Source organism: Mycobacterium sp. ITM-2016-00316 (assembly GCF_002968335.2).
Lineage (GTDB): Bacteria > Actinomycetota > Actinomycetes > Mycobacteriales > Mycobacteriaceae > Mycobacterium.
In genome coordinates, this window is sequence record NZ_CP134398.1 from 2390885 (window position 1) to 2416255 (window position 25371).

27 protein-coding genes are annotated in these 25371 nt (G+C 69.1%); 16 read left to right on the forward strand and 11 right to left on the reverse strand.

Going from position 1 to position 25371, the window contains the following annotated elements; translation table 11 throughout:
• The first annotated feature begins 1 nt into the window (after position 1).
• Positions 2-826 carry a phage shock envelope stress response protein PspM gene (locus tag C6A86_RS11465; RefSeq protein WP_105366265.1) on the forward strand — a complete coding sequence of 275 codons (825 nt, stop codon included), beginning with the start codon at positions 2-4 and terminating at the stop codon, positions 824-826.
• Here the strand turns inward: C6A86_RS11465 and C6A86_RS11470 are convergent.
• Both C6A86_RS11470 and C6A86_RS11475 read right to left on the reverse strand, forming a co-directional pair.
• Entirely contained in the window at positions 823-1233 is a 411-nt protein-coding gene (locus tag C6A86_RS11470; RefSeq protein WP_105366266.1) for a DUF5313 domain-containing protein, read from the reverse strand. The two genes, C6A86_RS11465 and C6A86_RS11470, sit on opposite strands and share 4 nt — an antisense overlap.
• Entirely contained in the window at positions 1230-1673 is a 444-nt protein-coding gene (locus tag C6A86_RS11475; protein ID WP_105366267.1) for a limonene-1,2-epoxide hydrolase family protein, read from the reverse strand. Before C6A86_RS11475 ends, C6A86_RS11470 begins: the two co-directional genes overlap by 4 nt.
• Positions 1674-1715: 42 nt before the next feature.
• Here C6A86_RS11475 and C6A86_RS11480 point away from each other — a divergent pair, with 42 nt between their 5' ends.
• Complete coding sequence (locus C6A86_RS11480; protein WP_105366268.1) at positions 1716-2888, forward strand: glycosyltransferase; 1173 nt, start codon at positions 1716-1718, stop codon at positions 2886-2888.
• A gap of 9 nt (positions 2889-2897) precedes the next feature.
• On the forward strand, positions 2898-3092 hold the full coding sequence (locus C6A86_RS11485; protein ID WP_105366269.1) for a DUF3046 domain-containing protein: 195 nt from the start codon (positions 2898-2900) through the stop codon (positions 3090-3092).
• Between the two features lie 4 nt (positions 3093-3096).
• On the opposite strand, the gene C6A86_RS11490 is transcribed toward C6A86_RS11485, so the two are convergent.
• A complete protein-coding gene (locus C6A86_RS11490) occupies positions 3097-3981 on the reverse strand; it encodes an alpha/beta hydrolase (protein ID WP_105366270.1) in 885 nt (294 codons plus the stop codon).
• A gap of 170 nt (positions 3982-4151) precedes the next feature.
• Here C6A86_RS11490 and recA point away from each other — a divergent pair, with 170 nt between their 5' ends.
• A complete protein-coding gene (gene recA / locus C6A86_RS11495; RefSeq protein ID WP_105366271.1) occupies positions 4152-5198 on the forward strand; it encodes a recombinase RecA in 1047 nt (348 codons plus the stop codon).
• The gene (gene recX, locus C6A86_RS11500) at positions 5167-5694 is read left to right on the forward strand and encodes a recombination regulator RecX (protein WP_105366272.1); all 528 of its coding nucleotides are present in this window, start codon (positions 5167-5169) and stop codon (positions 5692-5694) included. The genes recA and recX overlap by 32 nt, the downstream gene beginning before the upstream one ends.
• A 16-nt stretch (positions 5695-5710) precedes the next feature.
• Here the strand turns inward: recX and C6A86_RS11505 are convergent, their stop codons facing one another.
• Positions 5711-6469, reverse strand: coding sequence for a 3-oxoacyl-ACP reductase family protein (locus tag C6A86_RS11505; RefSeq protein WP_105366273.1), 759 nt, complete (start codon positions 6467-6469; stop codon positions 5711-5713).
• A gap of 76 nt (positions 6470-6545) precedes the next feature.
• On the reverse strand, positions 6546-6986 hold the full coding sequence (locus C6A86_RS11510) for a MarR family winged helix-turn-helix transcriptional regulator (RefSeq protein ID WP_105366274.1): 441 nt from the start codon (positions 6984-6986) through the stop codon (positions 6546-6548).
• Between the two features lie 67 nt (positions 6987-7053).
• On the opposite strand from C6A86_RS11510, the gene C6A86_RS11515 reads away from it, so the two are divergent.
• The gene (locus C6A86_RS11515; RefSeq protein ID WP_105366275.1) at positions 7054-8283 is read left to right on the forward strand and encodes a multidrug effflux MFS transporter; all 1230 of its coding nucleotides are present in this window, start codon (positions 7054-7056) and stop codon (positions 8281-8283) included.
• Here C6A86_RS11515 and C6A86_RS11520 read toward each other — a convergent pair.
• Genes C6A86_RS11520 through C6A86_RS11535 form a run of 4 tightly spaced genes read right to left on the reverse strand, consistent with a single transcriptional unit; the run spans position 8262 to position 11388 of the window.
• Positions 8262-9131, reverse strand: coding sequence for an amino acid ABC transporter permease (locus C6A86_RS11520; protein ID WP_105366276.1), 870 nt, complete (start codon positions 9129-9131; stop codon positions 8262-8264). The two genes, C6A86_RS11515 and C6A86_RS11520, sit on opposite strands and share 22 nt — an antisense overlap.
• Positions 9128-9808, reverse strand: a complete 681-nt coding sequence (locus C6A86_RS11525) for an amino acid ABC transporter permease (protein ID WP_105366277.1) — start codon at positions 9806-9808, stop codon at positions 9128-9130. The genes C6A86_RS11520 and C6A86_RS11525 overlap by 4 nt, the downstream gene beginning before the upstream one ends.
• A gap of 12 nt (positions 9809-9820) precedes the next feature.
• Positions 9821-10633: a glutamate ABC transporter substrate-binding protein gene (locus C6A86_RS11530; RefSeq protein ID WP_105366278.1), complete on the reverse strand. Its 813-nt coding sequence runs from the start codon at positions 10631-10633 to the stop codon at positions 9821-9823.
• A gap of 26 nt (positions 10634-10659) precedes the next feature.
• Positions 10660-11388: an amino acid ABC transporter ATP-binding protein gene (locus C6A86_RS11535; protein ID WP_105366279.1), complete on the reverse strand. Its 729-nt coding sequence runs from the start codon at positions 11386-11388 to the stop codon at positions 10660-10662.
• Between the two features lie 81 nt (positions 11389-11469).
• Between C6A86_RS11535 and miaB the strand changes: the two genes are divergently transcribed.
• Positions 11470-13008 carry a tRNA (N6-isopentenyl adenosine(37)-C2)-methylthiotransferase MiaB gene (gene miaB / locus C6A86_RS11540; protein ID WP_105366280.1) on the forward strand — a complete coding sequence of 513 codons (1539 nt, stop codon included), beginning with the start codon at positions 11470-11472 and terminating at the stop codon, positions 13006-13008.
• Positions 12996-13604 (forward strand): hypothetical protein, encoded by a 609-nt coding sequence (locus C6A86_RS11545; RefSeq protein ID WP_105366281.1) that lies wholly within the window; start codon positions 12996-12998, stop codon positions 13602-13604. The genes miaB and C6A86_RS11545 overlap by 13 nt, the downstream gene beginning before the upstream one ends.
• On the opposite strand, the gene C6A86_RS11550 is transcribed toward C6A86_RS11545, so the two are convergent.
• Entirely contained in the window at positions 13601-14974 is a 1374-nt protein-coding gene (locus C6A86_RS11550; RefSeq protein ID WP_105366282.1) for a DUF349 domain-containing protein, read from the reverse strand. The genes C6A86_RS11545 and C6A86_RS11550 overlap by 4 nt on opposite strands.
• 162 nt (positions 14975-15136) lie before the next feature.
• On the opposite strand from C6A86_RS11550, the gene C6A86_RS11555 reads away from it, so the two are divergent.
• From C6A86_RS11555 to hflX, 5 genes are read left to right on the forward strand one after another with little or no spacing between them, the layout of a single operon-like run.
• A complete protein-coding gene (locus C6A86_RS11555; RefSeq protein WP_105366283.1) occupies positions 15137-16021 on the forward strand; it encodes a DMT family transporter in 885 nt (294 codons plus the stop codon).
• A 4-nt stretch (positions 16022-16025) separates the two neighbouring features.
• The gene (locus C6A86_RS11560; RefSeq protein WP_105366284.1) at positions 16026-16706 is read left to right on the forward strand and encodes a hypothetical protein; all 681 of its coding nucleotides are present in this window, start codon (positions 16026-16028) and stop codon (positions 16704-16706) included.
• Between the two features lie 38 nt (positions 16707-16744).
• A complete protein-coding gene (gene miaA, locus C6A86_RS11565; RefSeq protein ID WP_105366301.1) occupies positions 16745-17644 on the forward strand; it encodes a tRNA (adenosine(37)-N6)-dimethylallyltransferase MiaA in 900 nt (299 codons plus the stop codon).
• On the forward strand, positions 17641-18489 hold the full coding sequence (dapF, locus tag C6A86_RS11570) for a diaminopimelate epimerase (RefSeq protein ID WP_105366285.1): 849 nt from the start codon (positions 17641-17643) through the stop codon (positions 18487-18489). Before miaA ends, dapF begins: the two co-directional genes overlap by 4 nt.
• Before the next feature lie 33 nt (positions 18490-18522).
• Positions 18523-19935, forward strand: a complete 1413-nt coding sequence (gene hflX / locus C6A86_RS11575; protein WP_105366286.1) for a GTPase HflX — start codon at positions 18523-18525, stop codon at positions 19933-19935.
• Positions 19936-20006: 71 nt separating this feature from the next.
• Here hflX and C6A86_RS11580 read toward each other — a convergent pair whose 3' ends face one another.
• Positions 20007-21383 (reverse strand): PE-PPE domain-containing protein, encoded by a 1377-nt coding sequence (locus tag C6A86_RS11580; protein ID WP_105366287.1) that lies wholly within the window; start codon positions 21381-21383, stop codon positions 20007-20009.
• Between the two features lie 138 nt (positions 21384-21521).
• On the opposite strand from C6A86_RS11580, the gene C6A86_RS11585 reads away from it, so the two are divergent.
• Genes C6A86_RS11585 through C6A86_RS11595 form a run of 3 tightly spaced genes read left to right on the forward strand, consistent with a single transcriptional unit; the run spans position 21522 to position 25366 of the window.
• On the forward strand, positions 21522-22727 hold the full coding sequence (locus C6A86_RS11585; protein WP_105366288.1) for a thiolase family protein: 1206 nt from the start codon (positions 21522-21524) through the stop codon (positions 22725-22727).
• Positions 22728-22729: 2 nt separating this feature from the next.
• A complete protein-coding gene (locus tag C6A86_RS11590) occupies positions 22730-23134 on the forward strand; it encodes a Zn-ribbon domain-containing OB-fold protein (RefSeq protein ID WP_105366289.1) in 405 nt (134 codons plus the stop codon).
• A 9-nt stretch (positions 23135-23143) separates the two neighbouring features.
• Entirely contained in the window at positions 23144-25366 is a 2223-nt protein-coding gene (locus C6A86_RS11595; RefSeq protein WP_105366290.1) for an acyl-CoA dehydrogenase, read from the forward strand.
• Positions 25367-25371: the final 5 nt, after the last annotated feature.

Sequence of the window (25371 nt, forward strand, 5' to 3'; positions counted from 1 at the left end):
CATGGCGACGAACCCGAGGGCAGGGCGACCGCGCGGCTGGCGCGCGTTGGCCGAACGCGGCGTGCAGGGCGGGATAGACACCGCCGCCGAGTTCTCCGGCGCGCTCGCCCAGAAGCTCGCCGCCCTGGCAGATCCGCGCGCCAAGCTGCTGCGCAAGCGGCGCTGGGCGTTGCGGCTGGCCGTGTTCTTCGCTGTCAGCAGCCTGTTCTGGATCCTGGTGACCGCGGTGCTGGCGTCGTGGAGCACCCCGGTCTGGGCGCTCATCGTCACCGGGGTGGTCGCCGCCGGTGCCGCCTTCCCGGCCACGCTGCTGTTCCTGCGCTACCGGTGGCTGCGCGCCGAACCGCTGCCAGTTGGTCCGACCGCCCGCCGGATGCCGCCGTTCGGGTCCGCGGCACGTAAACCGATGGCCGCCTTGGCGTCCTCGGAACGGGGCTTGTTCTCCCTGCTCGGCGTGCTCGAACGAGGCCGGCTGCTGCCCGCGGGGGACTTGCGCGAGATCGCGGATACGGCCGGACAGACGGCAGCCACCATGGCGGCCACCGCCAATGAGGTGGTGGCGATGGAGCGGGCGGCCGGGGCATCCCCGCAATCGCGTGCCCATCTGACACCGACCATCCAGGCATTCAGCACGCAGCTGCACCAGGGCGCCCGCCAGTACGACGAAATGGTCACCGCGGCAGCACAGTTGGTGTCCTCGGTGAACGCGGGTGCGAACAACCCGCTGGCCGGCCGGCGCTACCGCGACGAGCTGGTCAATGCCACCGATCGTCTGCAGGGCTGGGCGCAGGCCTACAGCGAGTTGGGCCAATTGCGCGGGGCCTAGATGTCGTGGGTGCCCAGCTCCGCGGAATCCGGGCGGGGCCCGAACCGATCGACATAGGACTGGTGCTTGGCGGCATCGCGCTTGCGGGCCAACGCGTCGACCAGCGATGGGTCCAGGCCGTGGACCCGCAACATGTGCCGGCGCCAGATCTTGTTCAGCGCGTGCGAGAAGTAGACGAACGGGATCAGGATCGGCACCGTCATGCTCAGGTGGACGTACAACGTCGTCGGGATCAGCCAGAACGGCGCGAGGATCAGCACCGCCGGCACCAGTACCCGCAGCATCAGCCGTCGGGTGGCGCCCGGCCCGGCCAGGTCGTTGCGCACCCAGTCCAGCATCGAATCGGGCAGCCGCTTGCCCAGGCAGTAGCCGACCAGCTGGAAGAAGCTGGGTTTGGTCCTGCTCACAGGCTCGGGCGAAGCGCCGGGATGACCGCTCCCACCAGGCCCCGCACCATCGCCTTGGCGAAGTCGAACTGATCGAAGTAGTCCCGCCACAGGGTGATGCGGCCATCGTGCACCTCGAACACCCCGCACACCCAGAACTGCAGGCGGACCGGCCCGAACGCGAGTACGTCGGTGCGCTCGTTGAGCACGACGGCGCCGTCGGCGGCGGTGCGGTGGATGGCGACGTCGAAGGCGAACCCCGGGCGGTCCAGTGCCTTGAACACCTTGAGGGTGCGTTGCCTGCCACGGATGGTCGGGAATCCGACATTCTGATAGACGAGGTTCTCGTCGATCAGCGCGCCGGCGGTATCCAGATCGGGACCCCGTAGCGAGAACAGAAACTTCTCCACCGTCGCGATGTTGTCGGCTTCGGTGCTGGTGGGCGATACCTGCTCGGTCATACCCCACAGGGTAGATCGTCGGAGCTGTGGCAGGGTGGGCGCGTGAAAGTTGCCGTGGTCGCCGGGCCCGATCCCGGACATGCGTTCCCGGCGATCGCGCTGTGCCTGAAATTCCTGGCGGCCGGCGATACCGCGACGCTGCTGACGGGCCGGCAATGGCTCGACACCGCGCGGGCGGCCGGCGTCGAGGCCGTTCTGCTTGAGGGTCTGGACCTCGAAGTCGGCGATGACGACGGCGATGCCGGTGCGAAGATCCATCAGCGGGCCGCCCGGATGGCGGTCCTGAACGTCCCCGTCCTACGCGCGCTGGCAGCCGATCTCGTGTGCTCCGATGTGATCACCGCCTGTGGCGGGATGGCGGCCGAACTGATCGGCATCCCGTGGATCGAGGTCGTCCCGCATCCGCTCTACCTGCCGTCGAAGGGGTTGCCCCCGCTGGGGAGCGGGCTGGCCCCGGGTGTCGGCCTGCGCGGACGGGCACGCGACACGGTGATGCGGGCGCTGACCGCGCGTTCCATCCGGGCCGGGGACCGGGACCGGTCGGCCGCGCGCCTGGGCATCGGATTGCCCGGGCGGGATCCGGGTCCGCTGCGGCGGCTGATCGCGACGCTGCCCGCCCTGGAGGTGCCCCGCCCGGACTGGCCGGCCGAGGCCGTCGTCGTCGGCCCGCTGCACTTCGAGCCCACCGAGGCGGTGCTGACGCCGCCACCCGGACCGGGCCCGCTGGTCGTGGTGGCGCCCTCGACGGCGAGCACCGGTGCCGCCGGCCTGGCGGAACTGGCGCTGACCGCGCTGGGGCCCGGCCGCGGACTGCCCGACGGATTGCGGGTGGCGGTGTCGCGGCTGGCCGGTGCGCAGGTGGAGGTGCCGGAGTGGGCGGTCGTCGGGCTCGGCCGCCAGGACGAACTGCTGGCCGAGGCGGACGTGCTGGTGTGCGGGGGAGGCCACGGCATCGTGGCGAAAGCACTGCTGCACGGTGTCCCGCTGGTGACGGTGCCCGGTGGGGGCGATCAATGGGAGATCGCCAATCGCGTTGTGCGGCAAGGAAGTGGACGGCTGATCCGGCCGCTGACGGCCGATGCGCTGACCGCCGCGGTGGGCGCGGTGCTGGCTGACCCGGGATATCGGGCCGCCGCCGTCCGGGCCGGGGCCGGGGCGGGTGAGGTGGCCGATCCGGTACGGGTGTGCCATGACGCACCGGCGGCGACTCGGTAGGTTGTCGGCGTGCGCATCACCGAGTTCAACGAACGTGTCACCGGTCTGTTCGGTGGCGCCTATGGGGCCTCGGTGCTCGTCGATCACGTACTGAGCGCGCTGGGCGGACGCACCGCCGCTCAGGCCATCGAGGCCGGGGTCGAGCCACGGACCGTGTGGCGGGCGCTGTGCGCCGACTTCGACGTACCGCGCGACCAGTGGTGAGCGCTCAGGGTTGCGCGAGCACGCGGTCGAGGAACTCGCGTTGGTCGATCCTGACCTGCGGATCGAGGTAGATGGCGAAATGGCCGTACGGGTAGTGCCGTAATTCGCCGAGCGGCGCCCGTTGCGCGGTGGCAATGGTCGAGCCGGGAGGCGCGGTGGTGTCCTCGTCGCAGACGCACACCAGCACCGGCATGCGCAGCCGCGCGGCCTTGCGCACCGGTCGGTAGAACGGGAACCGCAGCATGAGCCGCGCCGCGAACTCGTTGCGCCAGCGTGAATCCGGCCCGACGATGGCCGCCAGGCCCGGTTCGGCGTCGGGGGCGGTCATGGCGGCCACCGTGCCGGGTGCGCCGACGGCCGGCACCAGCAGCGGTGCCGCGCCACGCCATGCCCGGATCTGATCGCGCAGCGCCAGCACGGTGATGCGGACCGATGTCGTCGGCGGAACCTTGGCCAGTGTCGGCAGGGCATCGGTGAACGGAGCCTGGGAGACGACCGCCGCGATGGACGGGTCATCGGCTGCGACGGCCAGGACGTGACCGCCGCTGAACGACGACCCCCACAGCGCGATGCGGGTGGGGTCGACACCGTCGAGCGTGCGGGCCCATCGCACGACCGCGCGGTAATCGGCGTGTTGGGCGGCGATGTCGATGACCTGGCGCGGTTCGCCGGTCGATGCGCCGAATCCCCGGTAGTCGAACAGCGCGACGGTGTACCCGGCTGCGCAGAACGCGTCGGCGTAGGCGGGCAGTCCGTCATCGCGGGTGCCGGAGAAGCCGTGGGCCATCACGATGCAGGCGGTGTCGCGGTCCGGCGAATCGGGGCGATACAGGTAGACCGCGAGGTGCTCACCTGCATGGGGCACTCGGAGATCTTCGCGCTGGGTCACGGGCAGACCATACCGGTCTGCGTCTCGCGGCGTGTCCGCTTGCCTTCGAACACCTGTTCGCTAACCTGGTGTTCGTTCGACCGAGAATTACTTGTCGGTGGCTGGCCCTAACCTGACAGCCAACCGACCGGAACCCCGGTCAACCGCACGACTACCGGAGAGGTACTCCCATGGCGCCACAGGCTCCTGACCGCGAAAAAGCACTCGAACTGGCGATGGCTCAGATCGAGAAGAACTACGGCAAGGGTTCGGTGATGCGGCTCGGCGACGAGGTACGCCAGCCCATCGCGGTCATCCCGACCGGATCCATCGCCCTCGATGTCGCGCTCGGTATCGGCGGGTTGCCGCGCGGCCGCGTCGTCGAGATCTACGGCCCGGAATCCTCGGGTAAGACCACCGTCGCGTTGCACGCGGTGGCCAATGCCCAGGCTGCCGGCGGCATCGCGGCGTTCATCGACGCCGAGCACGCGCTGGACCCGGATTACGCCCAGAAGCTCGGCGTGGATACCGATGCACTGCTGGTCAGCCAGCCCGACACCGGTGAGCAGGCCCTCGAGATCGCCGACATGCTGGTGCGGTCCGGCGCCATCGACCTGCTCGTCATCGACTCGGTGGCCGCGCTGGTGCCGCGCGCCGAGATCGAGGGTGAGATGGGCGACAGTCACGTCGGCCTGCAGGCCCGCCTGATGAGCCAGGCGCTGCGCAAGATGACCGGTGCGCTGAGCAACTCGAACACCACGGCGATCTTCATCAACCAGTTGCGCGAGAAGATCGGTGTGATGTTCGGTTCGCCCGAGACGACCACGGGCGGTAAGGCATTGAAGTTCTACGCCTCCGTGCGTCTGGATGTCCGGCGCATCGAGACCCTCAAGGACGGAACCGACGCCGTCGGTAACCGCACCCGCGTCAAGGTCGTCAAGAACAAGGTGTCGCCGCCGTTCAAGCAGGCTGAGTTCGATATCCTGTACGGCCACGGCATCAGCCGCGAGGGTTCGCTCATCGATATGGGTGTCGAGCACGGCTTCATCCGCAAGTCCGGCTCGTGGTTCACCTACGAGGGCGAGCAGCTCGGCCAGGGCAAGGAGAATGCCCGGAAGTTCCTGTTGGAGAACCCCGATGTGGGCAACGAGGTCGAGAAGAAGATCAAGGAAAAGCTCGGCATCGGTGCCGTGCTGACTGCCGACGATGACGTTCTCCCCGCCCCCGTCGACTTCTGAGAAGCCGGCCGAGCCCAAACGGGAGGAGCAGGCGCGGGACGTGTGCCTTCGCCTGCTCACCGTTCGGGCGCGCACACGTGCCGAGCTGGAATCTGCGCTGACCAAGCGCGGCTACCCCGACGATGTCAGTGCTCGCGTGCTCGACCGGCTGGTCGAAGTCGGGCTGCTCGATGACGCCGCCTTTGCCGAGCAGTGGGTGCACACACGCCGTGCCAATGCCGGAAAAGGTAAGCGCGCGTTGGCCTCCGAGCTGCGCACCAAAGGCGTCGACCCCGAGCTCATCGCCGAGACCCTCGACAGCGTGGACGCGGGGGAGTGGCGGGTGCGGGCGGAGGAGCTGGTGGCCAGCAAGCTGCGTCGCGAGAAGCTCGACGACGAGGTGAAGGTCACCAGGCGGCTGGTGGGCATGTTGGCCCGGCGCGGATACCACCAGGGGATGGCCTTCGACGTCGTCAGCACACAACTCGCCCAGGAGCGCGAACGCCGTTCGGTCTAGGCCACCTGCGTGGCGGTCAGACCAGAAAGCCACCGTCGACGTTCAAGGCGATGCCGGTGATGTAGCCGGCATCCGGTGACGCCAGAAACGCGACGGCGCTCGCAACGTCGCTTGTGTGGCCGTAGTGGCCGACGGCGAGCAGCGGAGTCATCTGTTCGGCCAGTGGGCCGTCGGCAGGGTTCATGTCCGTGGCGATCGGGCCCGGCTGAACATTGTTCACGGTGATCCCGCGCGGGCCGAGTTCACGGGCCAGGCCGCGGGTGAAGCCGGCGACCGCGGCCTTGGACAGTGCGTACACCGAAAAGGCGGGCACCGGAACACGATCGGCGTTCACGCTGCCGATGTTGACGATCCGGCCGCCCTTGCCCAGGTGGGGCACCGCGGCCTTGCTGGCGGCGAATACGCCGCGCACGTTGATGTTCACGATCCGGTCGAACTCCTCAAGGGTGAAGTCCTCGATGAGTGCCCCAGAGGCGACGCCGGCGTTGTTGACCAAGATGTCGAGACCGCCCAGCTCGGCCACCGTGGTGTCCACGGCGGCCGCGGTGGCCGCTGCGTCGGCGCTGTCGGCCCGGATGGCCACCACCTTTGCGCCGGCTGCGGTGAGTTCGGCTGCCAGGGCTTCGGCCGGTGCCGGCGAGGAGTTGTAGGTGAACGCCACGGCGGCGCCGTCGGCGGCCAGTCGGCGCACGATCTCGGCCCCGATGCCGCGGGAGGCTCCGGTGACCAGGGCCCGACGGCCGGCCAGTACTGGGGTGTGGGTGGTGTCGGTCATGACGTCCTCCGAAGGCTGGGTAGGTTCGTACAGGTCAAGCTCCACGGGGGCGCGATCATTCCGACTGTGATCCGCATCACATCAGGCCGCGCTCCAGCGTGCCGAGTAGTGCGAGCGCCGAAGCGATGTCGTGATCGCCGGAGCCCTTGAGTGCGTCACGCAGCAGCCCGGACCAGATGGCTCTGATGTGGGCCAGGTTCTCGGCAGCCAGGGCGGTCGACTGCAGCAGCGATTGGCGGTTGTCGGCGGGATCGGCGGAGCGTCTGACCAACTTTTTGGCCTCCAATGCGCGGAGCGCCCGGCTCAGATTGCTGCGCTGCAGCCCTGTCGCGGTGGCGACCACGCTGGGGCTGACCCCGGGGTGGTGGTCGATGAAGCGCAGCACCGTCACCTCGGTGGTCGAGAGGTCGAGGACCGCAGGGTCTGCGGCGGTGCGCTGTTTGATGGCGCGGGAGACCGCCATGACGACATCGGCCAGGTCGGCGAGCTGCTCGGTGTGACGCACTCGGGCTTGCATGGGGATGACTCTACCTGATAGTTATGTAATGATAATTATTATCCGATAACCATTTCTGGAGCTGCCCATGACGACCCCGGTCGACACCCCCGCGCGCACCGAGAGCGGACCGCGCATCACCACCGGCCTGCTGATCACCCTCGCGCTGCTGTCGGCGGTGGCACCGTTCGCCACCGATCTCTACCTGCCGGCATTCCCCGAAATGGTCGCCGATCTGCACACCTCACCGACGAATGTGCAACTCACCCTGACCACCTTCCTCATCGGTCTTGCCCTGGGGCAGTTGATCTTCGGGCCGCTGTCCGATCGCTACGGCAGGCTCCGGCCGCTGATCATCGGCGCCGCCATCTGCGTGGTCGCCAGCGTCGTGGCCATGTTTGCGTCGACCATCGAGGTGCTCATCGCCGCCCGGCTGGCCCAGGGCCTCACCGGCGCCGCGGGCATGGTGATCGGCCGCGCGATCATCTCCGACCTGGCCACCGGCCGGTCCGCCGCCCGGGCGTTCAGCCTGATGATGATCGTCGGTGGCCTCGCCCCGATCGCCGCCCCGCTGGCCGGCGGATTCCTGGTCGGCCCGCTGGGCTGGCGCGGCGCACTGGCGGTCATCCTGGTGCTGGTCGTGCTGATGCTGGTCGCCGCGCTGGTGGTGATCCGCGAAACCCACACCGAGGAACGGCGGACCGCACTGCGGGCCGACAGGGCCACCGCGGGCTCGCCGCTGCGGCAGCTGATCAGTCGTCGATACGTCGGCAACGTCGTCGCCTTCGGATTCGCGTTCGCCGTGATGATGGCCTACATCTCGGCCTCGCCGTTCGTCTATCAGACCATGATGGGGCTGAGTGCCGCGCAGTACGGCGCGGTGTTCGGAGTGAATGCCTTCGGTCTGCTGCTGATGAGCGCGCTGAGTGCCCGGTTGTCCGCCCGCACCGAGCCGCACACCCTGGCCGGCGTCGGCCTGGCGGTCATCACGGTCTCCAGCATCGGCGTGCTGGCCCTGTCCTGGACGGGCGTCCCGGCCGGCTGGCTGGCGATCCCACTGTTCAGCGCCGTGGCGGGGATGGGCCTGATCTTCGGCAATGCGACCGCGCTGGCGCTCTCGGCCGCCCCGCGGGCGGCCGGCACCGCCTCGGCCGCGCTGGGGGCCACCCAGTTCCTGCTGGCCGCCGCCGTCTCACCGCTGGTCAGTCTGGCCGGCGAGCGCACGGCCGGCCCGCTGGGCATCGTGATGGTCTGTTGCTCGGTGATCGCGGGTGCGGGCCTGGTACTGGCCCGCAATCAGACGCCGGGCCCGTCCTGAATGACGGGTCGGGCAGCCAGCGGCGCGGGTCCCTTCTTGGACCGGCGCAACCGGGCCTCGAGGCGGGTGGCCAAGGACGACAGGGCGAAGTTCAGCCCGATCATCAGGGCCGCGATGACGATGAGCGCGGGGATGTAGTTGCCGTAGGACGAGCCGATGCTCTGGCCCTGGCGCACCATTTCCACGAACGTGATCTGGTAGCCGATCGCGGTGTCCTTGAGCACCACCACCATCTGTGACACCAGCACCGGCAGCATCGAGGTGATGGCCTGCGGCAACTGGATCGAGCCCATGGTCTGGCTCCACGTCATGCCCAGCGCGGACGCGGCCTCGGCCTGTCCCCGCGGCAGTGAGTGCACGCCGCTGCGCACGATCTCGGCGATCACCGCCGAGTTGTACAGGGTCAGGCCGGTGATCACGCCGGCCAGCGCCAGGTACTCCGAGGGAAAGACGTTGTACTGCGCGAACAACGCGTAGGAGAACAACATCATGATGAGCACCGGCACGGCCCGGAAGAACTCCACGAAGGTCGCACACGCCCAGCTCACCACCGGGATAGGGGACAGCCTGCCCACCCCGAGCAGGCACCCGAGCACCAGCGCCAGCACGATGGACACCGCCGCCGCGGTCAGGGTGCCCTCGATACCGGGCAGCACATACGTCGTCCACAGGTCCGGGGTGAGGAAGGGCTCCCACTTGGCGGCGGTGAACTGTTCGGCGGCGGCGAACTTCCAGATCACCCAGCCGAAGATCAGTGCGAAGGCGACAACCGTCAGGCCGGCCAGCATCCGGTGCCGGACCCGGGCGCGCGGACCCGGTGCATCGAAGAGAACCGTCGCGCCGCTCACCTCAGCACCGCCAGTCGTTTGCCGAGCCAGCCGAACAGCAACCCGGTCGGCAACGTCAGGATGACGAAACCGATCGCGAAGATCCCGCCGACGAGCAGCAGTGCCGAGGTGTTCTCCACCATCTCCTTCATCAACAACGCCGCCTCGGCCACGCCGATCGCCGAGGCGATGGTGGTGTTCTTGGTCAGGGCGATCAACACCGAACCGAGCGGGATGATCACCGCGCGAAAGGCCTGCGGCAGCATGATGATCCGCAGGTTCTGCGAGAAGGTCAGGCCCAGAGACCGCGCGGCCTCGGCCTGTCCCAGCGGCACGGTGTTGATCCCGGACCGGATCGCCTCACACACGAAAGCCGCGGTATAGACCGTCAATCCGAGCACGGCCAGCCGGAAGTTGCTGTCCACGATCGAGGTCGGCGAGTCCGGATCCGTCAGCGTGATGTGCAACGTGTTGGCGAGACCCAGCGAGCAGAACACCAGGATCAGGGTCAGCGGGGTGTTGCGCACCACGTTCACATACGTGGTGCCCAACCCCCGCATCACCGGTATCGGCGACAGTCGCATCGCCGCCAGTGCGGTGCCCAGCACCAGCGCACCGACGCCGGAGAGCACCGTCAGCTGGATGGTGATCCAGAACGCGGCATAGATCCGGTCCTGGTACTCGGTGAAGATCTCCACGTGCCTGCGCGGCTACTTGTCGACGGCCGGCGGCTCGGGCGCGGTGATGCCTGCGGGCCCGAGGTTCTTGTCGAAGGCTTCCTTCCAGGCGCCGTCGGCCTCCATCTTGGTGATGGCGTCGTTGATCTTGGTGCGCATTTCGGTGTCGTCCTTCTTCAGGCCGATGCCGTAACGCTCCTCGGAGAACGGCTCACCGACGATCTTGAAGGTTCCGGGGGACTGCGCGGCATACCCGGCCAGGATGACCTCGTCGGTGGTCACCGCGTCGATGGCTCCGGTCTTGAGTGCCTCGACACAGGCCGAATAGGTGTCGTACTGCTGCAGCTGCACGCCGGGGTACTTGTCCTTGATGCGCTGGGCCGGGGTCGAGCCGGTGACCGAACACAGCTTCTTGTTGTTCTCCAACGATTCCGCGCCGACGATGTCGGAGTTGTCGGCGCGTACCAGCAGGCTCTGCCCGGTGATCAGGTACGGCCCGGCGAAATCCACCTTCTCCTTGCGGGCGTCGGTGATCGAATACGTCGCGACGATGAAATCGACCTGACCGTTCTGGATCAGCGTCTCGCGCTGCGAGGACGGCGACTCTTTCCACTCGATGTCTTCGGGGGCGTAGCCGAGTTGCTCGGCGACATAGGTGGCGACATCGACGTCGAACCCGCTCATGGTGCCGTCCGGGTTCTTCAGCCCCAGACCGGGCTGATCGAACTTGGTGCCGATGACGACCTTGGATTCGTCGCCACCGCCTCCGCCGCAGGCGGCGAGGGTCAGCGGTAGCGCTGCGGCCACAATGGCGGCGGCAGCCACCCGGAAGCGCAGAGACGACATGTCATGGTCCTTTCGGTGGTGGACGATCAGTGGTTGAGAATCTTGCCGAGGAAATCCTTGGCACGGTCGGACTTGGGATTGTTGAAGAACTCCTCGGGTTCGGCGTCCTCCACGATCGCGCCGTCGGACATGAACACGACCCGGTGTGAGGCGCGGCGCGCGAAGCCCATCTCATGGGTGACGACCACCATGGTCATGCCCTCCGACGCCAGCGAGGTCATGACGGCCAGCACCTCGTTGATCATCTCCGGATCCAGCGCACTGGTCGGCTCGTCGAACAGCATCACCTTGGGGCTCATCGCGAGCGAGCGGGCGATCGCGACCCGCTGCTGCTGCCCGCCGGAGAGCTGCGCCGGGTACTTGTCGGCCTGATTGGAGATGCCGACCCGGTCGAGCAGGGCCATCGCCTCGCTACGGGCCTTGTCCTTGGCCAGCTTTCGCACCTTGACCGGCGCCAGCATCACGTTCTCGACAATTGTCTTGTGTGCGAACAGGTTGAACGACTGGAACACCATGCCGACATCCGAGCGCAGCTGAGCGAGCTTGCGGCCCTCCTCGGGCAGCACCTCACCGTCGATGGAGATGGTGCCGGTATCGATCGGCTCGAGCCGATTGATGGTGCGGCACAACGTTGATTTCCCCGAACCCGAGGGGCCCAGCACCACCACGACCTGACCGCGCGGCACATCGAGGTCGATGTCCTGGAGCACGTGCAGATCGCCGAAGTGCTTGTTCACACCCTGTAGCGAGATCATCGGGACCGAAGCCGCGGTGGTCATGGATGGGAACCCTACCCAGGTAATGCTCAGGATGGGGCGTATCGACACCCCCGTAACATGATCGTCGTGACTTCCGTGTTGGCCTCGACTGTGGAGGCGGGTGCTCAACCCGCGGCCCCCGTGCGCACCTACCAGGTGCGCACCTACGGCTGCCAGATGAACGTGCACGACTCCGAGCGGCTGTCCGGGCTGCTGGAGGCCGCGGGCTACGTCCGCGCCGTCGAGGGCACCGACGCCGACATCGTGGTGTTCAACACCTGCGCGGTGCGCGAGAACGCCGACAACAAGCTGTACGGAAACCTCAGCCATCTGGCGCCCCGCAAGAACGCCGAACCCGATATGCAGATCGCCGTCGGGGGCTGCCTGGCCCAGAAGGACCGCGAGGCCGTGCTGAAGAAGGCGCCCTGGGTCGATGTGGTGTTCGGCACCCACAACATCGGCTCGTTGCCGGTGCTGCTGGAGCGGGCGCGCCATCAGCGGGTGGCCCAGGTCGAGATCGCCGAGGCGCTGCAGGAGTTCCCGTCGGCACTGCCGGCCGCTCGCGAATCCGCCTACGCTGCTTGGGTTTCCATATCGGTGGGCTGCAACAACACGTGCACGTTCTGCATCGTGCCCGCGCTGCGCGGCAAAGAGGTGGACCGTCGCCCCGGCGATGTGCTGGCCGAGGTGCAGACCCTGGTGGACCAGGGTGTGCTCGAGGTCACCCTGCTGGGGCAGAACGTGAACGCCTACGGGGTGTCGTTCGCCGACCCAGAGACCCCGCGCAACCGCGGTGCCTTCGCCGACCTGCTGCGGGCGTGCGGGGACATCGACGGGCTGGAGCGTGTGCGGTTCACCTCACCGCATCCCGCCGAGTTCACCGACGATGTCATCGAGGCCATGGCCGAAACACCCAACGTGTGTCCCACGCTGCACATGCCGCTGCAGTCGGGTTCTGACCGCGTGCTCAAGGCGATGCGGCGCTCCTACCGCGCCGAGCGCTACCTGGGCATCATCGACAGGGTGCGTGCCGCGATACCGCACGCCGCCATCACCACCGACATCATCGTCGGCTTTCCCGGCGAGACCGAGCAGGACTTCCAGGACACCCTGGACGTGGTGGCGCGGTCGCGCTTTGCCAACGCCTTCACCTTCCAGTACTCGAAGCGTCCGGGCACACCTGCCGCCGTGCTCGCCGACCAACTGCCCAAAGAGGTTGTCAGCGAACGCTATCAGCGGCTCATCGAGCTACAGGAGCAGATTTCGTTGCAGGAGAACCAGGCTCAGGTCGGCACGCAGGTCGAACTGCTGGTCGCCGCGGGGGAGGGCCGCAAGGATGCCGCCACCGCGCGGATGTCCGGGCGTGCCCGCGACGGCCGGCTGGTGCACTTCGCCGCCGGGGGCGCCGAGATCCGTCCCGGTGACATCGTCACCACGACCGTGACCCGCGCCGCCCCGCACTTCCTGGTCGCCGATGGCACCGTGCTGTCGCACCGCCGCACCCGGGCCGGGGACGCGCACGCCGCCGGTGTACGCCCGGTGACCGGCGTGGGCCTGGGTATGCCGGGCATCGGCGCACCGCCTGCCGCCCCCGTCACCGGAGGGTGTGCGCTGTGAGCGGCCAGGACCCGAGGGACTTCGAGGCGTTCAAGGGCGATATCGAGGCCGCCGAACGCCGGGTCGCCGCCGAGATCGACCCCGGTGCCCGTGCACTGGTGGTGGCGATCCTGGTGTTCGTGGTGCTGGTGTCGTTCCTGCTGCCGCACACCGGGTCCTCCCGAGGCATCGATGTGCTGATCGCCAACGAGACCGCGATCGCCGACGGGCTGTCCCTGCCGTCGCGGGTGTTCGTGTGGCTGGCGCTGATCTTCAGCATCGGATTCTCCGTCCTGGCGCTGCTGACCCGGCGCTGGACACTGGCCTGGATCGCGCTGGCCGGTACCACGGTGGCCTGCCCGGCCGGCATGCTCGCGGTCTGGTCCCGCCAGACCGCCGGCGAGGGCCTGCCGGGCCCCGGTATCGGGCTCATCATCGGCTGGATCGCGGTCCTGCTGCTGGCCTTCCACTGGGCGCGGGTGGTGTGGTCCCGCACCGCGGTGCAGTTGGCCGCCGAAGAGGAGCGCCGCCGGGCCGTCGCTCAGCGTCAGCACAAGACGCTGCTCGATGACCTCGGTCCTGATGCGGGCCCCGAACAGGACCAGCCGAAGCCCTAACGCTTCTTGGTGACGGCTTCCGCAGCGGTCTCCGCCCACTCCCGCCACTGTGCGGCGCTGGCCCGTGCCTTTTCGGCGTCCTTGGCCTTGCCTGCCGCTTCGGCCTTCTCCGCCTGGCGCTCGAACTGCTCGGCGCGCTCGCGGAACTGGTCGGCCCGCGCCTGCGCTTCGGTGTCCGTCTGATCGGCGGTCCCGGCTTCGCGCACCTTCTTCTCCACCGAGCGCAGCCGGCGCTCCAGATCGGCCGACTTCTCGCGCGGCACCTTGCCGATCGCGTCCCATTTGTCACCGATGTTCCGCAACGCGGCCTGCGCGGCCTTGGGGTCGGAGACATCGATGCGCTCGGCCTCGGCCAGCAGCTTCTCCTTGGCGAGCGCGTTGGCGCCGAACTCGGCGTCGCGTTCGGCGTTGATGGCGTTGCGGGCCTCGAAGAAGGTGTCCTGGGCGGCCTTGAACCGCGCCCACAGCGCGTCGTCGACATCCTTGGCGGCTCGGCCGGCGGCCTTCCACTGCGCGAGCAGATCCCGGAAGGTCGCCGCGGTGCCCGCCCAATCGGTGGAATCGCTGAGCTTCTCCGCCTTCTCGCAGAGGGCCTCCTTGGCCTGCCTGGCACCGACGCGTTCGCGGTCCAGCTCGGCAAAATGGGAACCCCGGCGCCGGTTGAACGTCTCCCGGGCCGCCGAGTACCGCTTCCACAGCGCATCGTCGGTTTTGCGGTCCAGGCCGGTGATGGTGCGCCACTCGTCGAGGATGGCGCGCAGCCGGTCACCGGCGGACTTCCACTGGCCGGTGGCGTCGGCGATCTCCTCGGCCTCGGCGGCCAGCGCCTCCTTGCGGGCGGTCTGGGCGGCGCGGTGCTCATCGCGCCGAGCCCGTTCCTCGGCGGCCGCCCCGTCGGCGTGCTCAAGGATGGACTTCAGACGCTGTTCGACGGCGTCGACGTCACCGAGCACCGCGGCGGTCGGCAGGGTCTCCAGCAGTGCGGATGCGGCTGATTTGATCTTGCGGGCGTCCCCGCTGCCGGAGGCCAGCCGGGTCTCCAGCAGGGCGACCTCGGTGTGCAGATCGTCGTAGCGACGGCCGAAGTGGGCGAAGGCGGCCTCGGTCTCGCCGGCTTGCCAGGAGCCGATGACGCGTTCCCCGGCGGCGGTGATCAGGACGACGGTGCCGTCCTCGTCGACGCGGCCGAACCGGTGCGGGTCCACCGATGCAGGTGCCGGGACAACGGGCGCGGCGGCCACGGCTGCGGCCGGACGGGGGTGCGGGGTCGGGCGCGGACCCGGCCTGGGCGTGGGCTTGGGAGTGGGAGTGGGGGCCGCAGCCGCCGATTCCCCGGTGTTCTCGCCGGAACCTGAGTCGTTGGTCGTCATATTCATTCCCTCGCACTCCGCGTGGTCTGACCCACGCACCTGCCGCGCGACGCGGCGCCGATAGCTTCCGATGGCTATTCAAGCAGGTCGGGTCGAACCGCGGTTGCGATCGGCACGTGTTTACCGGCACCCTCAGTGCCCTGACCGGTTGGGAGGCCCCCGTTGGACAAGGCGGATATCGCCGCACTGCTGGCACTGGGCGCTGCGCTGTTCATCGCCATCGGCGATGTCATCCACCAGCGTTCCGCGCATGAGGTCACCGACGAGCAGGTCAGCCATCTCCAGCTGTTCCTGCGGTTGCTCAAGGACCGCGACTGGTGGGTCGGCAGCCTCGTCTCGGCGGTCGGGTTCGGCCTGCAGGCGGCCGCGCTGGGACTGGGTTCGGTGCTGCTGGTGCAGGCCTTGCTGGTCACCTCGTTGCTGTTCGCGCTGCCGCTGAACGCCCGCGCCACCCATCACCGGGTGACCAGATTCCAGTGGACCTGGGCGGTGCTGCTGGCCGCATCGGTGGTGGTGATCGTCACCGTCGGTAACCCGACGGCCGGGCATTCGCGGGCCGACACCGACACCTGGCTGGCCGTCGGCGCAGTGCTGGGGCCGCTGCTGGTGCTGTGCATCGTCGGTGCCCGCGTGCTGGGAGGGAAGATCGGCGCGATGTTGCTGGCGTGCGTATCCGGCGCGCTCTGGGGACTTTTCGCGATCCTCACCAAGGGCGTGGTCGACCGGATCGGCGACGGTGTGTGGGAACTGCTGCGCACCCCGGAGCTCTACGCCTGGGCGGTGGTGGCGGTGGCGGGCACCGCCTATCAGCAGGCCGCCTTCCGGGCCGGATCGATCACGGCCTCGCTGCCGACGATGACGGTGACCGAACCGGTGGTGGCTTCGGTGCTGGGCGTCGTCGTCCTCGGTGAAACGCTGCGCCCCGGCGAGGCCGGCTGGATCACCCTGATCGCGGCGGTGGCGGTGATGATGGTCGCGACCGCGGCGCTGGCCCGCGGGGAGGCAGGCTGGGCCGAGCAGCCCGACACCGGTAAGGCGATAGCGTGATGGCGTGTTGGCGGCCATTGCTCTGATCCCCTCGGCGCCGGTGCTGGTGCCCGAACTCGCCGGTGCCGCGGCGGCCGAAGTGGCCGACCTGCGTGCCGTGGTGCTGACGGCGGCCGCCGGACTGCCGGGGCGCTGGATCGTCATCGGCGCGGGTGGTGCCGATCAGGTCATCCCGGCGTCCGCGGCCGGCACCTTTGCCGGGTACGGCGCTGATATCCGGGTCTCGCTGGGTCCGGAGGCCGACGGCCCGGTAACCGAGCTGCCGCTGGCCGCGCTGATCGCCGGCTGGGTGCGTGCGCAGGTGAACGCCGGCGGCCTCGCCGAGGTGCGGGTCCACGCCGACGTCGGCGAGGCGGCCGTGCACCGCGGCGTGACGCTGCGCAGCGAGCTCGACGAATCCCCGGACCCGATCGGCGTGCTGGTGGTCGCCGACGGCGCCAACACGCTGTCCGAGTCCGCACCCGGCGGCTTCGAGCCGGATTCGGTGTCCGCCCAGGCGGCGCTGGATGACGCGCTGGCGGCCGGCGACGCCGACGCGGTGATCGGGTGCGCGGAAGGCGCGGTGGGCCAGAGCGCCTATGAGTTGCTGGCCGGCCTCGCCGGCCGGCGGCCGGTCCGCGCCCGCGAGCTCTACCGCGGGGCACCGTTCGGCGTCGGCTATTTCGTGGGCACCTGGCTCCCGTGAGCGGCACCCTGCACCCCCGTCGCTCCGCTCACCCCGACATCCGGCCCGTCGCCGTCATCGGGCCGACCGGGACCGGCAAGTCCGCACTCGGGCTGGCCCTGGCCGAGCGGCTCGGCGGCGAGATCGTGAACGCCGATGCCATGCAGTTCTACCGCGGGATGGACATCGGCACCGCCAAACTGCCGCCCGAGCAGCGCCGCGGCATCGTGCACCACCAGCTCGACGTCCTCGACGTCACCGAGAACGCCTCGGTCGCGCGGTACCAGGAGAACGCGGCGGCCGATATCGAGGCGATCATGACCCGCGGCGCGGTGCCGGTGATCGTCGGCGGGTCCATGCTCTACATCCAGTCCCTGCTGGACCAGTGGACGTTCCCGGCCACCGACCCGACGGTCCGGGCCCGCTGGGAGGCCCGCCTCACCGAGGTCGGGGTGGCCGCGATGCACGCCGAGCTGACCCGCGTCGATCCGGCGGCCGGTGCCGCCATCCTGGACACCGACGGACGCCGCATCGTGCGTGCCCTCGAGGTGGTCGAACTCACCGGCAAACCGTTCGCCGCGTCGGCGCCCCGCATCGGCACCCCGCGCTGGGGCACTGTGATCCTCGGGTTGGACTGGGACACAAGCATTCTGGATGAGCGGCTGCGGCAGCGCACCGACAGCATGTTCGCCGAAGGTCTGGTCGCCGAGGTGACCGGACTGATCGAGCGCGGCCTGCGGGCCGGGGTGACGGCATCGCGCGCCCTCGGTTACGCGCAGGTGCTGGCCGACCTGGACGCCCTGGGCGACGGCTCCGCCGCGCGAGAACCCACCTTCGTCGGTACCCGCCGCTATGTGCGCAGGCAGCGGTCCTGGTTCCGGCGCGATCACCGGGTGAACTGGCTCGACGGTTCGGCGTCGGACCTGACCGCCGCGGCGCTGCGTATCCTGGACAAATGAGGTTCGCGAAAGGTCACGGCACGCAGAACGACTTCGTGGTGCTGCCCGACCTGGACGCCGCGCTCGCGCTGACCCCGGACATGGTGGCCGCGCTGTGTGATCGGCGCCGCGGGCTGGGCGCCGATGGTGTGCTGCGGGTGACGACGGCCGGTGCCGCGGCCGCCGCCGGGGTGTTCGAGACGCTGCCCGAGGGGGTGTCGGCCCAGGACTGGTACATGGATTACCGCAATGCCGACGGGTCCATCGCCCAAATGTGCGGCAACGGGGTGCGGGTCTTCGCGCACTACCTGCGTGCTGCCGGGCTGGAGACCCGCGACGAATTCGTGGTCGGCTCGCTGGCCGGCGCGCGACCGGTGGTGATCGAGCAGTTCAGCCCCACCCACGCCGAGGTGACCGTCGACATGGGCAAGGCCAACCGGCTGGGCGCCGGAACGGCCGTGGTCGGCGGACAGCGCTTCACCGGGCTGGGAGTCGATGTCGGCAATCCACACCTGGCATGCGTCACCGACCTCGACGCGGCCGAGTTGGCCGCCCTCGATGTCGGTGCCCCGGTGTCCTTCGACACCGCCCAGTTCCCCGACGGGGTCAATGTGGAGATCCTGACGAGACCGACGCAGGACGCGGTGGACATGCGTGTCCACGAGCGCGGAGTGGGTGAAACCCGTTCCTGCGGAACAGGAACCGTGGCCGCTGCGGTGGCGGCGCTGAACCATCTGGGGGAGCAGACCGGCACCTTGACGGTCCGCGTCCCAGGCGGTGCGGTCACCGTCACCATCACCGAGGCGACCAGCTACCTGCGTGGCCCGTCGGTGCTCGTCGCGCACGGCGAATATTCAGGTGCGTGACCCCCGGCCACCGTGCCACCATCGAAAGAACATATGACTGAATCTGACTTCACGCGCAACCCCGTTCCGAGCACCGGCGAACTGGCCCTCGAGGACCGTGCGGCACTGCGCCGCGTGGCCGGGCTCTCCACCGAACTCACCGACATCTCCGAGGTCGAATACCGACAGCTGCGCCTGGAGCGGGTGGTGCTCGTCGGGGTCTGGACCGAGGGCACCGCTGCCGATGTCGACGCCAGCATGGCCGAACTGGCCGCACTGGCCGAGACGGCGGGCTCGGAGGTCCTCGAAGGCCTGGTGCAGCGCCGCGACAAACCGGACGCGTCGACCTATATCGGCTCCGGCAAGGCCATCGAACTGCGCGATATCGTCACCGCCACCGGCGCGGACACCGTCATCTGCGACGGCGAGCTGAGCCCCGCCCAGCTGAATTCGCTGGAAAAGGTCGTCAAGGTCAAGGTCATCGACCGGACCGCGCTGATTCTCGACATCTTCGCCCAGCACGCCACGTCCGCCGAGGGCAAGGCCCAGGTGTCGCTGGCCCAGATGGAGTACATGCTGCCGCGACTGCGCGGTTGGGGTGAATCCATGTCCCGCCAGGGCGGTGGCGCGGGTGGCAGCAGCGGCGGTGTCGGGACCCGCGGGCCGGGTGAGACGAAGATCGAAACCGACCGTCGCCGCATCCGCGAGCGGATGTCGAAGCTGCGCCGCGAGATCAAGGACATGAAGAAGATCCGCGACACCCAGCGCGGTAAGCGCCGGGCCGCCGACCTGCCCGCGGTCGCGATCGTCGGTTACACCAACGCCGGAAAGTCCAGTCTGCTCAACGCGCTGACCGGCGCCGGGGTGCTGGTGGAAAACGCCCTGTTCGCCACGCTGGAGCCGACCACCCGTCGCGGAGAACTCGACGACGGCCGGCCCTTCGTGCTGACCGACACCGTCGGCTTCGTGCGGCACCTGCCCACCCAATTGGTGGAGGCGTTCCGCTCCACGCTGGAGGAGGTCGTCGACGCCGATCTGCTGGTGCACGTGGTCGACGGCTCCGATGCCACCCCGCTGGCGCAGATCAACGCGGTCCGCCACGTGGTCCGCGATGTCTACTCCGATCACGACGGCTCACCGGCCCCGGAACTGTTGGTGGTCAACAAGATCGACGCCGCCGACGATCTCGCCCTGGCCCAGTTGCGACGCGCCTTACCGGATGCGGTGTTCGTGTCCGCGCACACCGGCGAGGGTCTCGATCAGCTGCGCGCCCGCCTGGTGGAGCTGGTCGAACCCACCGACGCCTTCGTCGACGTGACACTGCCGTATGACCGCGGTGACCTGGTCGCCCGGGTGCACACCGAGGGCCGGATCGACACCACCGAGCACACCGAGACGGGCACCAAAATCACTGCGCGGGTGCCGGTTCCGCTGGCCGCCAGCCTGCGCGAGTTCAGCAACTGGTAGTCGCGCGGGTAGGCGCACCGTCGTCGAAGGATCCCCCGGATTCCCGCGGCCGATGCGCCCACCCGCGCCGCTCAAGCGGCCTGGCGCACCGACCGGGTGGTGGACTTGGCGGTCTTCGGCGAGGTCCTGGCCTCGGTGAGCCGCGCGCGCTGCGCCGGCTCCTCGATCTCCTCGGGCATGTCGGTCTCTTCGCTCTCGACGAGTGCTTCGGTGTCTTCGAGCACATCGGTGTCCTCGGCCGGCCCGGTGACGTCGGCCGGCTCGGCGCTCTCGGCTACCTCGACCGCGGCCGCCGTGCTCACCGGGGCCTGCTGCTGCTCGGGCGCCTGCTGCGGCGCCGAACCGCCCCCGAACGCATCATGGATGCCTTCGCCGATCGCGTCGACCACATCGCGGGCCAGCACGAACGGGTTGATCCGCGGAATGAGCCGGAAGGGAGCGGGCACACCGTAGCTCAGCGAGCGGTCGTAGCCGGCCTCGATCAGCACCTCGAGCACCGGGGTCAGCAGCGTGACGATCGGCTTGATGATGAACCCGGTCCCGGTGAATCCGGCGAACTCCAGGAACGGTCGCACGATCGGCAGCGTCTTGGTCGGGATGGTGATGTAGCGGGTGTCGCCGCGCTCGTCCCAGTTGTCCTCGTTCGCGAGTTGCTCGGCCAGTTCCTCGGGTGTGTAGCCGTCCGGTAGTTCCCCGACATCGCTGTCCTGATTGGGCGCCAGGTAGGTGCCGTGGATGTACCAGAATCCGGCGATCGCGTTGAGGACTGCCAGTGCGTTGAGCGGGTAAAGCGGGAAGTCGGCGACTCCGTCATAGCGGAACGCGATATCGGTGGCGCAGATGTGGTCACAGGTGTCGGTCGGTGCGGGCAGTCCGAAGGTGGCGTCGAGGATGGGTACGTGCCCCAGGAACGCCAGTCGTTCGAAGAGTCCGCCGTTGGGCCGGTTGGTGTTTCCGATCATCACGAAGGACAGGTAGGTCTGGTCCTTGGGTAGCCCGGCCAGGTTGCGCTTCTCCCGGCTGACGATGTTGCCGCCCTGCGAGTAGCCGAAGATGACGACCGGTGTGTTCGGCGGATTCTGCGCCAGGGCGTCCACCAATGTGGAGTTGAGCGTGGTCAGCCCCTCGCCGGTGGACACATCCCACTTGGCGCCCTGCAGCCCGCCCCAGCCGGGTAGCGGGATCGGCCAGAACTGCGCGGGGTAGTCGATGCCCTGCAACGCGCAGGCGTTGTCCTCGGTGCACGCGGGGTTGAACGGCGAGATGTAGTAGTCGCGGGCGTTCTCCATGTAGTCGCCGACGATGTTGGCATTCGGTGTCCCGGTGCCCGGCACGATGAGCGCCGTCGCGGCGAGGGCGACGGCCATCGTCAGGGTCGAGGCGACCGTGATGAGAACCGCGGTCAGCAACGTCAGCAGGGTCGTGATCGATCGTCGTGCAGTCCGCATCTGGCACCCCCGGGTAAGCGCTCATCGGATCGTCGCACCCCGGCCGCCGTGGCGTTGACAGAACCGAAAACCGGACCCGAATTGAAACTAGAATCTCGTTCTAATAATGTGGGGCTGACCGATCGGAGGGAGCATCACATGGGCCTACGGGGCGAGGCCGCGATCGTCGGTTTCCACGAGCTGCCCGCGACGCGGAAACCGACCGGGGCGCCGGAGTTCATCCTGGAGCAGTGGGCACGGCTGGCCGCCGCCGCGGTCGCGGACGCCGGGCTGACGGTGGACCAGGTCGACGGCCTCGTGACGTGCGGGGTGATGGAATCCCAGCTGTTCGTCCCGTCCACCGTCGCCGAATACCTGGGGCTGGCGGTCAACTACGCCGAACTGGTCGACCTGGGCGGTGCGTCCGGTGCGGCCATGGTGTGGCGGGCCGCGGCGGCCATCGAACTGGGTATCTGCCAGGCGGTGCTGTGCGCGATCCCGGCCAACTACCTCACCCCGATGTCGCCCGAACGTCCCTACGATCCGGGCGACGCGCTGTACTTCGGCGCGTCCAGCTACCGCTACGGCTCACCACAGGCCGAGTTCGAGATTCCCTACGGTTACCTCGGCCAGAACGGTCCCTACGCGCAGGTCGCCCAGATGTACGCGGCCGCATACGGGTACGACGAGTCGGCGATGGCCAAGATCGTGGTCGACCAACGGGTCAACGCCAACCACACCCCGGGTGCGGTGTTCAAGGACAAAACGCTGAGCATCGCCGACGTGCTGGACAGCCCCATCATCGCCTCGCCGCTGCACATGCTGGAGATCGTGATGCCCTGCATGGGCGGTTCGGCGGTGCTGGTCACCAACGCCGCCCTCGCACGCAAGGGCCGCAACCGTCCGGTGTGGATCAAGGGTTTCGGCGAACGCGTGCCCTACAAGTCACCGGTGTACGCCGCCGACCCGCTGCAGACACCGATGGTCAAGGTCGCCGAATCCGCGTTCGGCATGGCCGGCGCGACGCCCGCGGACATGGACATGGTGTCGATCTATGACTGCTACACCATCACCGCGCTGCTCACCCTCGAAGACGCCGGCTTCTGCGAGAAGGGCAAGGGCATGCAATTCGTCACCGACCACGACCTGACCTTCCGCGGTGACTTCCCGATGAACACCGCGGGCGGGCAACTCGGCTACGGGCAGCCCGGAAACGCCGGCGGCATGCACCACGTCTGCGACGCCACCCGGCAACTGATGGGCCGTGCCGAGGCGACCCAGATCGCGGACTGTCACCGCGCTTTCGTGTCCGGCAACGGCGGCGTGCTCAGCGAACAAGAAGCACTCGTGCTGGAGGGGGACTAGCCATGGCACGCCCGGTACCGCTGCCCACCCCGACCTCGGCCCCGTTCTGGGACGGCCTGCGCCGCCACGAGGTGTGGATCCAGTTCTCGCCGTCGCTGGACGCCTATGTCTTCTACCCGCGCGTGCTCGCTCCCGGCACTCTCGCCGATGACCTGCAATGGCGCCAGATCTCCGGTGCGGGCACGCTCGTCAGCTTCGCCGTCGCGCAGCGGCCGGTCGCACCGCAGTTCGCCGACGCGGTGCCGCATCTGCTCGGCGTGGTGCAGTGGGACGAGGGGCCGCGGCTGGCCACCGAACTCGTCGACGTCGACGCGGCGCAGCTGCGGGTCGGCATGGCAGTGTCTCCGGTGTTCGCCGAGCACCCCGAGGCCGACATCACCCTGCTGCACTACACCGCGGCGCGATAGGAGACTCCCGTGGTCGTGGCCCTGACCGACGAACAGATCCAGCTCACCGACTCGATGGCCGGCTTCGCCCGGCGCCACGGGGGACTGGAACTCACCAGATCGCAATTCGAGGAGATCGCGGCCGGAGCCCGGCCCGACTTCTGGCCCACCCTGGTCGCCCAGGGGTTGCACGCGGTGCACCTGCCCGAGGAGTTCGGCGGCCAGGGCGGCACGCTGGCCGAGGCCGCATGCGTCATCGACGCCGCCGGCTACGGCCTGCTGCCCGGTCCGCTGTTGCCCACCGTCATCGCCGGTGCCGCGGTGGCCGCCGCCGATCCCGACGGGCCCGCCGCCCGGGTGTTGCTGCGGGCCATCGGGACGGGCCGCACGGCGGCGCTGCTGCTGCCCGGAGACGGTGACATCCGGGCCACCGCCGGCGACCGGGGATGGCAGCTGGACGGTTCGGCCGGGCCGCAGCTCGGACTGGGCTCCGCGGAGCATCTCGTGGTCGGCGCCACCACCGAAGCGGGCGAGACCCGCTGGTTCGTCCTGGACGCCGGCGCGCCGGGCGTCACGGTGCAGGCGCAGTCGCCCACCGACCTGACCCGCGATGTCGGCACCCTGCACTGTGACGGCGTCACCGCAGGCGACGTGCTCACCGGGATGGATGAGCAGACCGCGCAGGGAATCGCGGTCGGCCTGATCGCCGCCGAGGCCGCGGGTATCGCGCGCTGGTGCGTGGACAACGTCGTCGCCTATCTGAAGGTGCGCGAGCAGTTCGGCCGACCGATCGGGGCCTTCCAGGCCCTGCAGCACAAGGCGGCGACGTTGTTCATCAACAGCGAACTCGCCGCGGCCTCGGCGTGGGACGCGATTCGCGGCGCCGACCAGTCGGCGGTGCAGCACCGCATCGCCGCCGCCGGTGCCGCGGTCGGCGCCATCGGCCGGCTTCCCGAACTCGTCGTCGATGCGCTCACCATGTTCGGCGCGATCGGCTACACCTGGGAGCACGACCTGCACCTGTACTGGAAGCGTGCCATCAGCCTGGCCGCCGCCATCGGTCCGGTGACGGATTGGGCAGGTGCCCTTGGCGATCCGGACCTGCCCGGGCGTGATTTCGCCATCGAGCTCACCGAGGTCGAGCCGGACTTCCGCGCCGGTGTCGCCGCGGCTCTGGACGCGGCAGCCGCATTGCGCAACGAGAAACCCGGTCGGCAGAACCCCGAGTATGCGGAGTACTGGACCGGCCCACAACGCACGGCGCTGGCCGATGCCGGCCTGGTCGCGCCGCATCTGCCGGCGCCCTGGGGGCTGGGTGCCTCACCGGCGCAGCAACTCATCATCGACGAGGAGTACGACAAGCGGCCCTATCTGAGCCGGCCGTCGCTGGGGATCGCCCAGTGGATCCTGCCCACGGTGCTCACCGCGGGCTCCGATGAGCAGCGTGACCGGTTCGCGGTACCGACGATGCGCGGTCAGATCGGTTGGTGTCAGCTGTTTTCCGAGCCGGGTGCCGGATCGGATCTGGCCGCGCTGTCGACCAGGGCGACCAAGGTCGACGGCGGCTGGCGGATCAACGGGCAGAAGGTCTGGACGTCCTCGGCCCAGCGTGCGGACTGGGGCGCCCTGCTGGCCCGCACGGATCCGGAGGCCAAGAAGCACAAGGGTATCGGGTACTTTCTGGTCGACATGACCTCACCGGGTATCCGGGTCCGGCCGCTGCGCACCGCCAGCGGAGACGAACATTTCAACGAGGTCTTCTTCGACGACGTTTTCGTTCCCGACGCGATGCTGGTGGGTGAACCCACCGCGGGCTGGTCCCATGCGCTGGCCACGATGGCCAATGAGCGGGTGGCGATCGGTGCCTATGTCAAGCTGGACAAGGAAAGTGAGCTGCGCACCCTGGCCCGCCGGGCCGGCCCGCAGGACGAGGCGGTGCGCCGGGCTCTCGGTGAGGTCCGGGCGGCGACCAATGCCATCGGCGCACTCGCGGTGCGCGACACCCTGGGCAGGCTCGCCGGGCACGGCCCGGGTCCGGCGAGCAGCGTCGGAAAGGTCGGCACCGCGCTGCTGGTGCGTCGGGTGACCGCGGACGCGCTGGCCTTCAGCGGCCGCGCGGCCATGGTCGGCGGCGGCGAGCAGCCTGCGGTGGGGCAGAGTCTGATGATGCCCGCCGAGGTCATCGGCGGCGGCACCATCGAGATTCAGCTGAACATCATCGCGACGATGATCCTCGGGCTGCCGAGGAACTGAGGCCG

Bases quoted from the DNA above. Each gene is read 5' to 3' on its own strand.
- C6A86_RS11590 (WP_105366289.1), top strand. From the start codon at position 22,730: ATGGCACGCCCGGTACCGCTGCCCACCCCGACCTCGGCCCCGTTCTGG.
- C6A86_RS11475 (WP_105366267.1), bottom strand. From the start codon at position 1,673: ATGACCGAGCAGGTATCGCCCACCAGCACCGAAGCCGACAACATCGCG.
- recA (WP_105366271.1), top strand. From the start codon at position 4,152: ATGGCGCCACAGGCTCCTGACCGCGAAAAAGCACTCGAACTGGCGATG.
- recX (WP_105366272.1), top strand. From the start codon at position 5,167: ATGACGTTCTCCCCGCCCCCGTCGACTTCTGAGAAGCCGGCCGAGCCC.
- C6A86_RS11580 (WP_105366287.1), bottom strand. From the start codon at position 21,383: ATGCGGACTGCACGACGATCGATCACGACCCTGCTGACGTTGCTGACC.
- miaB (WP_105366280.1), top strand. From the start codon at position 11,470: ATGATCGTCGTGACTTCCGTGTTGGCCTCGACTGTGGAGGCGGGTGCT.
- C6A86_RS11465 (WP_105366265.1), top strand. From the start codon at position 2: ATGGCGACGAACCCGAGGGCAGGGCGACCGCGCGGCTGGCGCGCGTTG.
- C6A86_RS11510 (WP_105366274.1), bottom strand. From the start codon at position 6,986: ATGCAAGCCCGAGTGCGTCACACCGAGCAGCTCGCCGACCTGGCCGAT.
- dapF (WP_105366285.1), top strand. From the start codon at position 17,641: ATGAGGTTCGCGAAAGGTCACGGCACGCAGAACGACTTCGTGGTGCTG.
- C6A86_RS11585 (WP_105366288.1), top strand. From the start codon at position 21,522: ATGGGCCTACGGGGCGAGGCCGCGATCGTCGGTTTCCACGAGCTGCCC.
- C6A86_RS11550 (WP_105366282.1), bottom strand. From the start codon at position 14,974: ATGACGACCAACGACTCAGGTTCCGGCGAGAACACCGGGGAATCGGCG.
- C6A86_RS11515 (WP_105366275.1), top strand. From the start codon at position 7,054: ATGACGACCCCGGTCGACACCCCCGCGCGCACCGAGAGCGGACCGCGC.
- C6A86_RS11535 (WP_105366279.1), bottom strand. From the start codon at position 11,388: ATGATCTCGCTACAGGGTGTGAACAAGCACTTCGGCGATCTGCACGTG.
- hflX (WP_105366286.1), top strand. From the start codon at position 18,523: ATGACTGAATCTGACTTCACGCGCAACCCCGTTCCGAGCACCGGCGAA.
- C6A86_RS11530 (WP_105366278.1), bottom strand. From the start codon at position 10,633: ATGTCGTCTCTGCGCTTCCGGGTGGCTGCCGCCGCCATTGTGGCCGCA.
- C6A86_RS11505 (WP_105366273.1), bottom strand. From the start codon at position 6,469: ATGACCGACACCACCCACACCCCAGTACTGGCCGGCCGTCGGGCCCTG.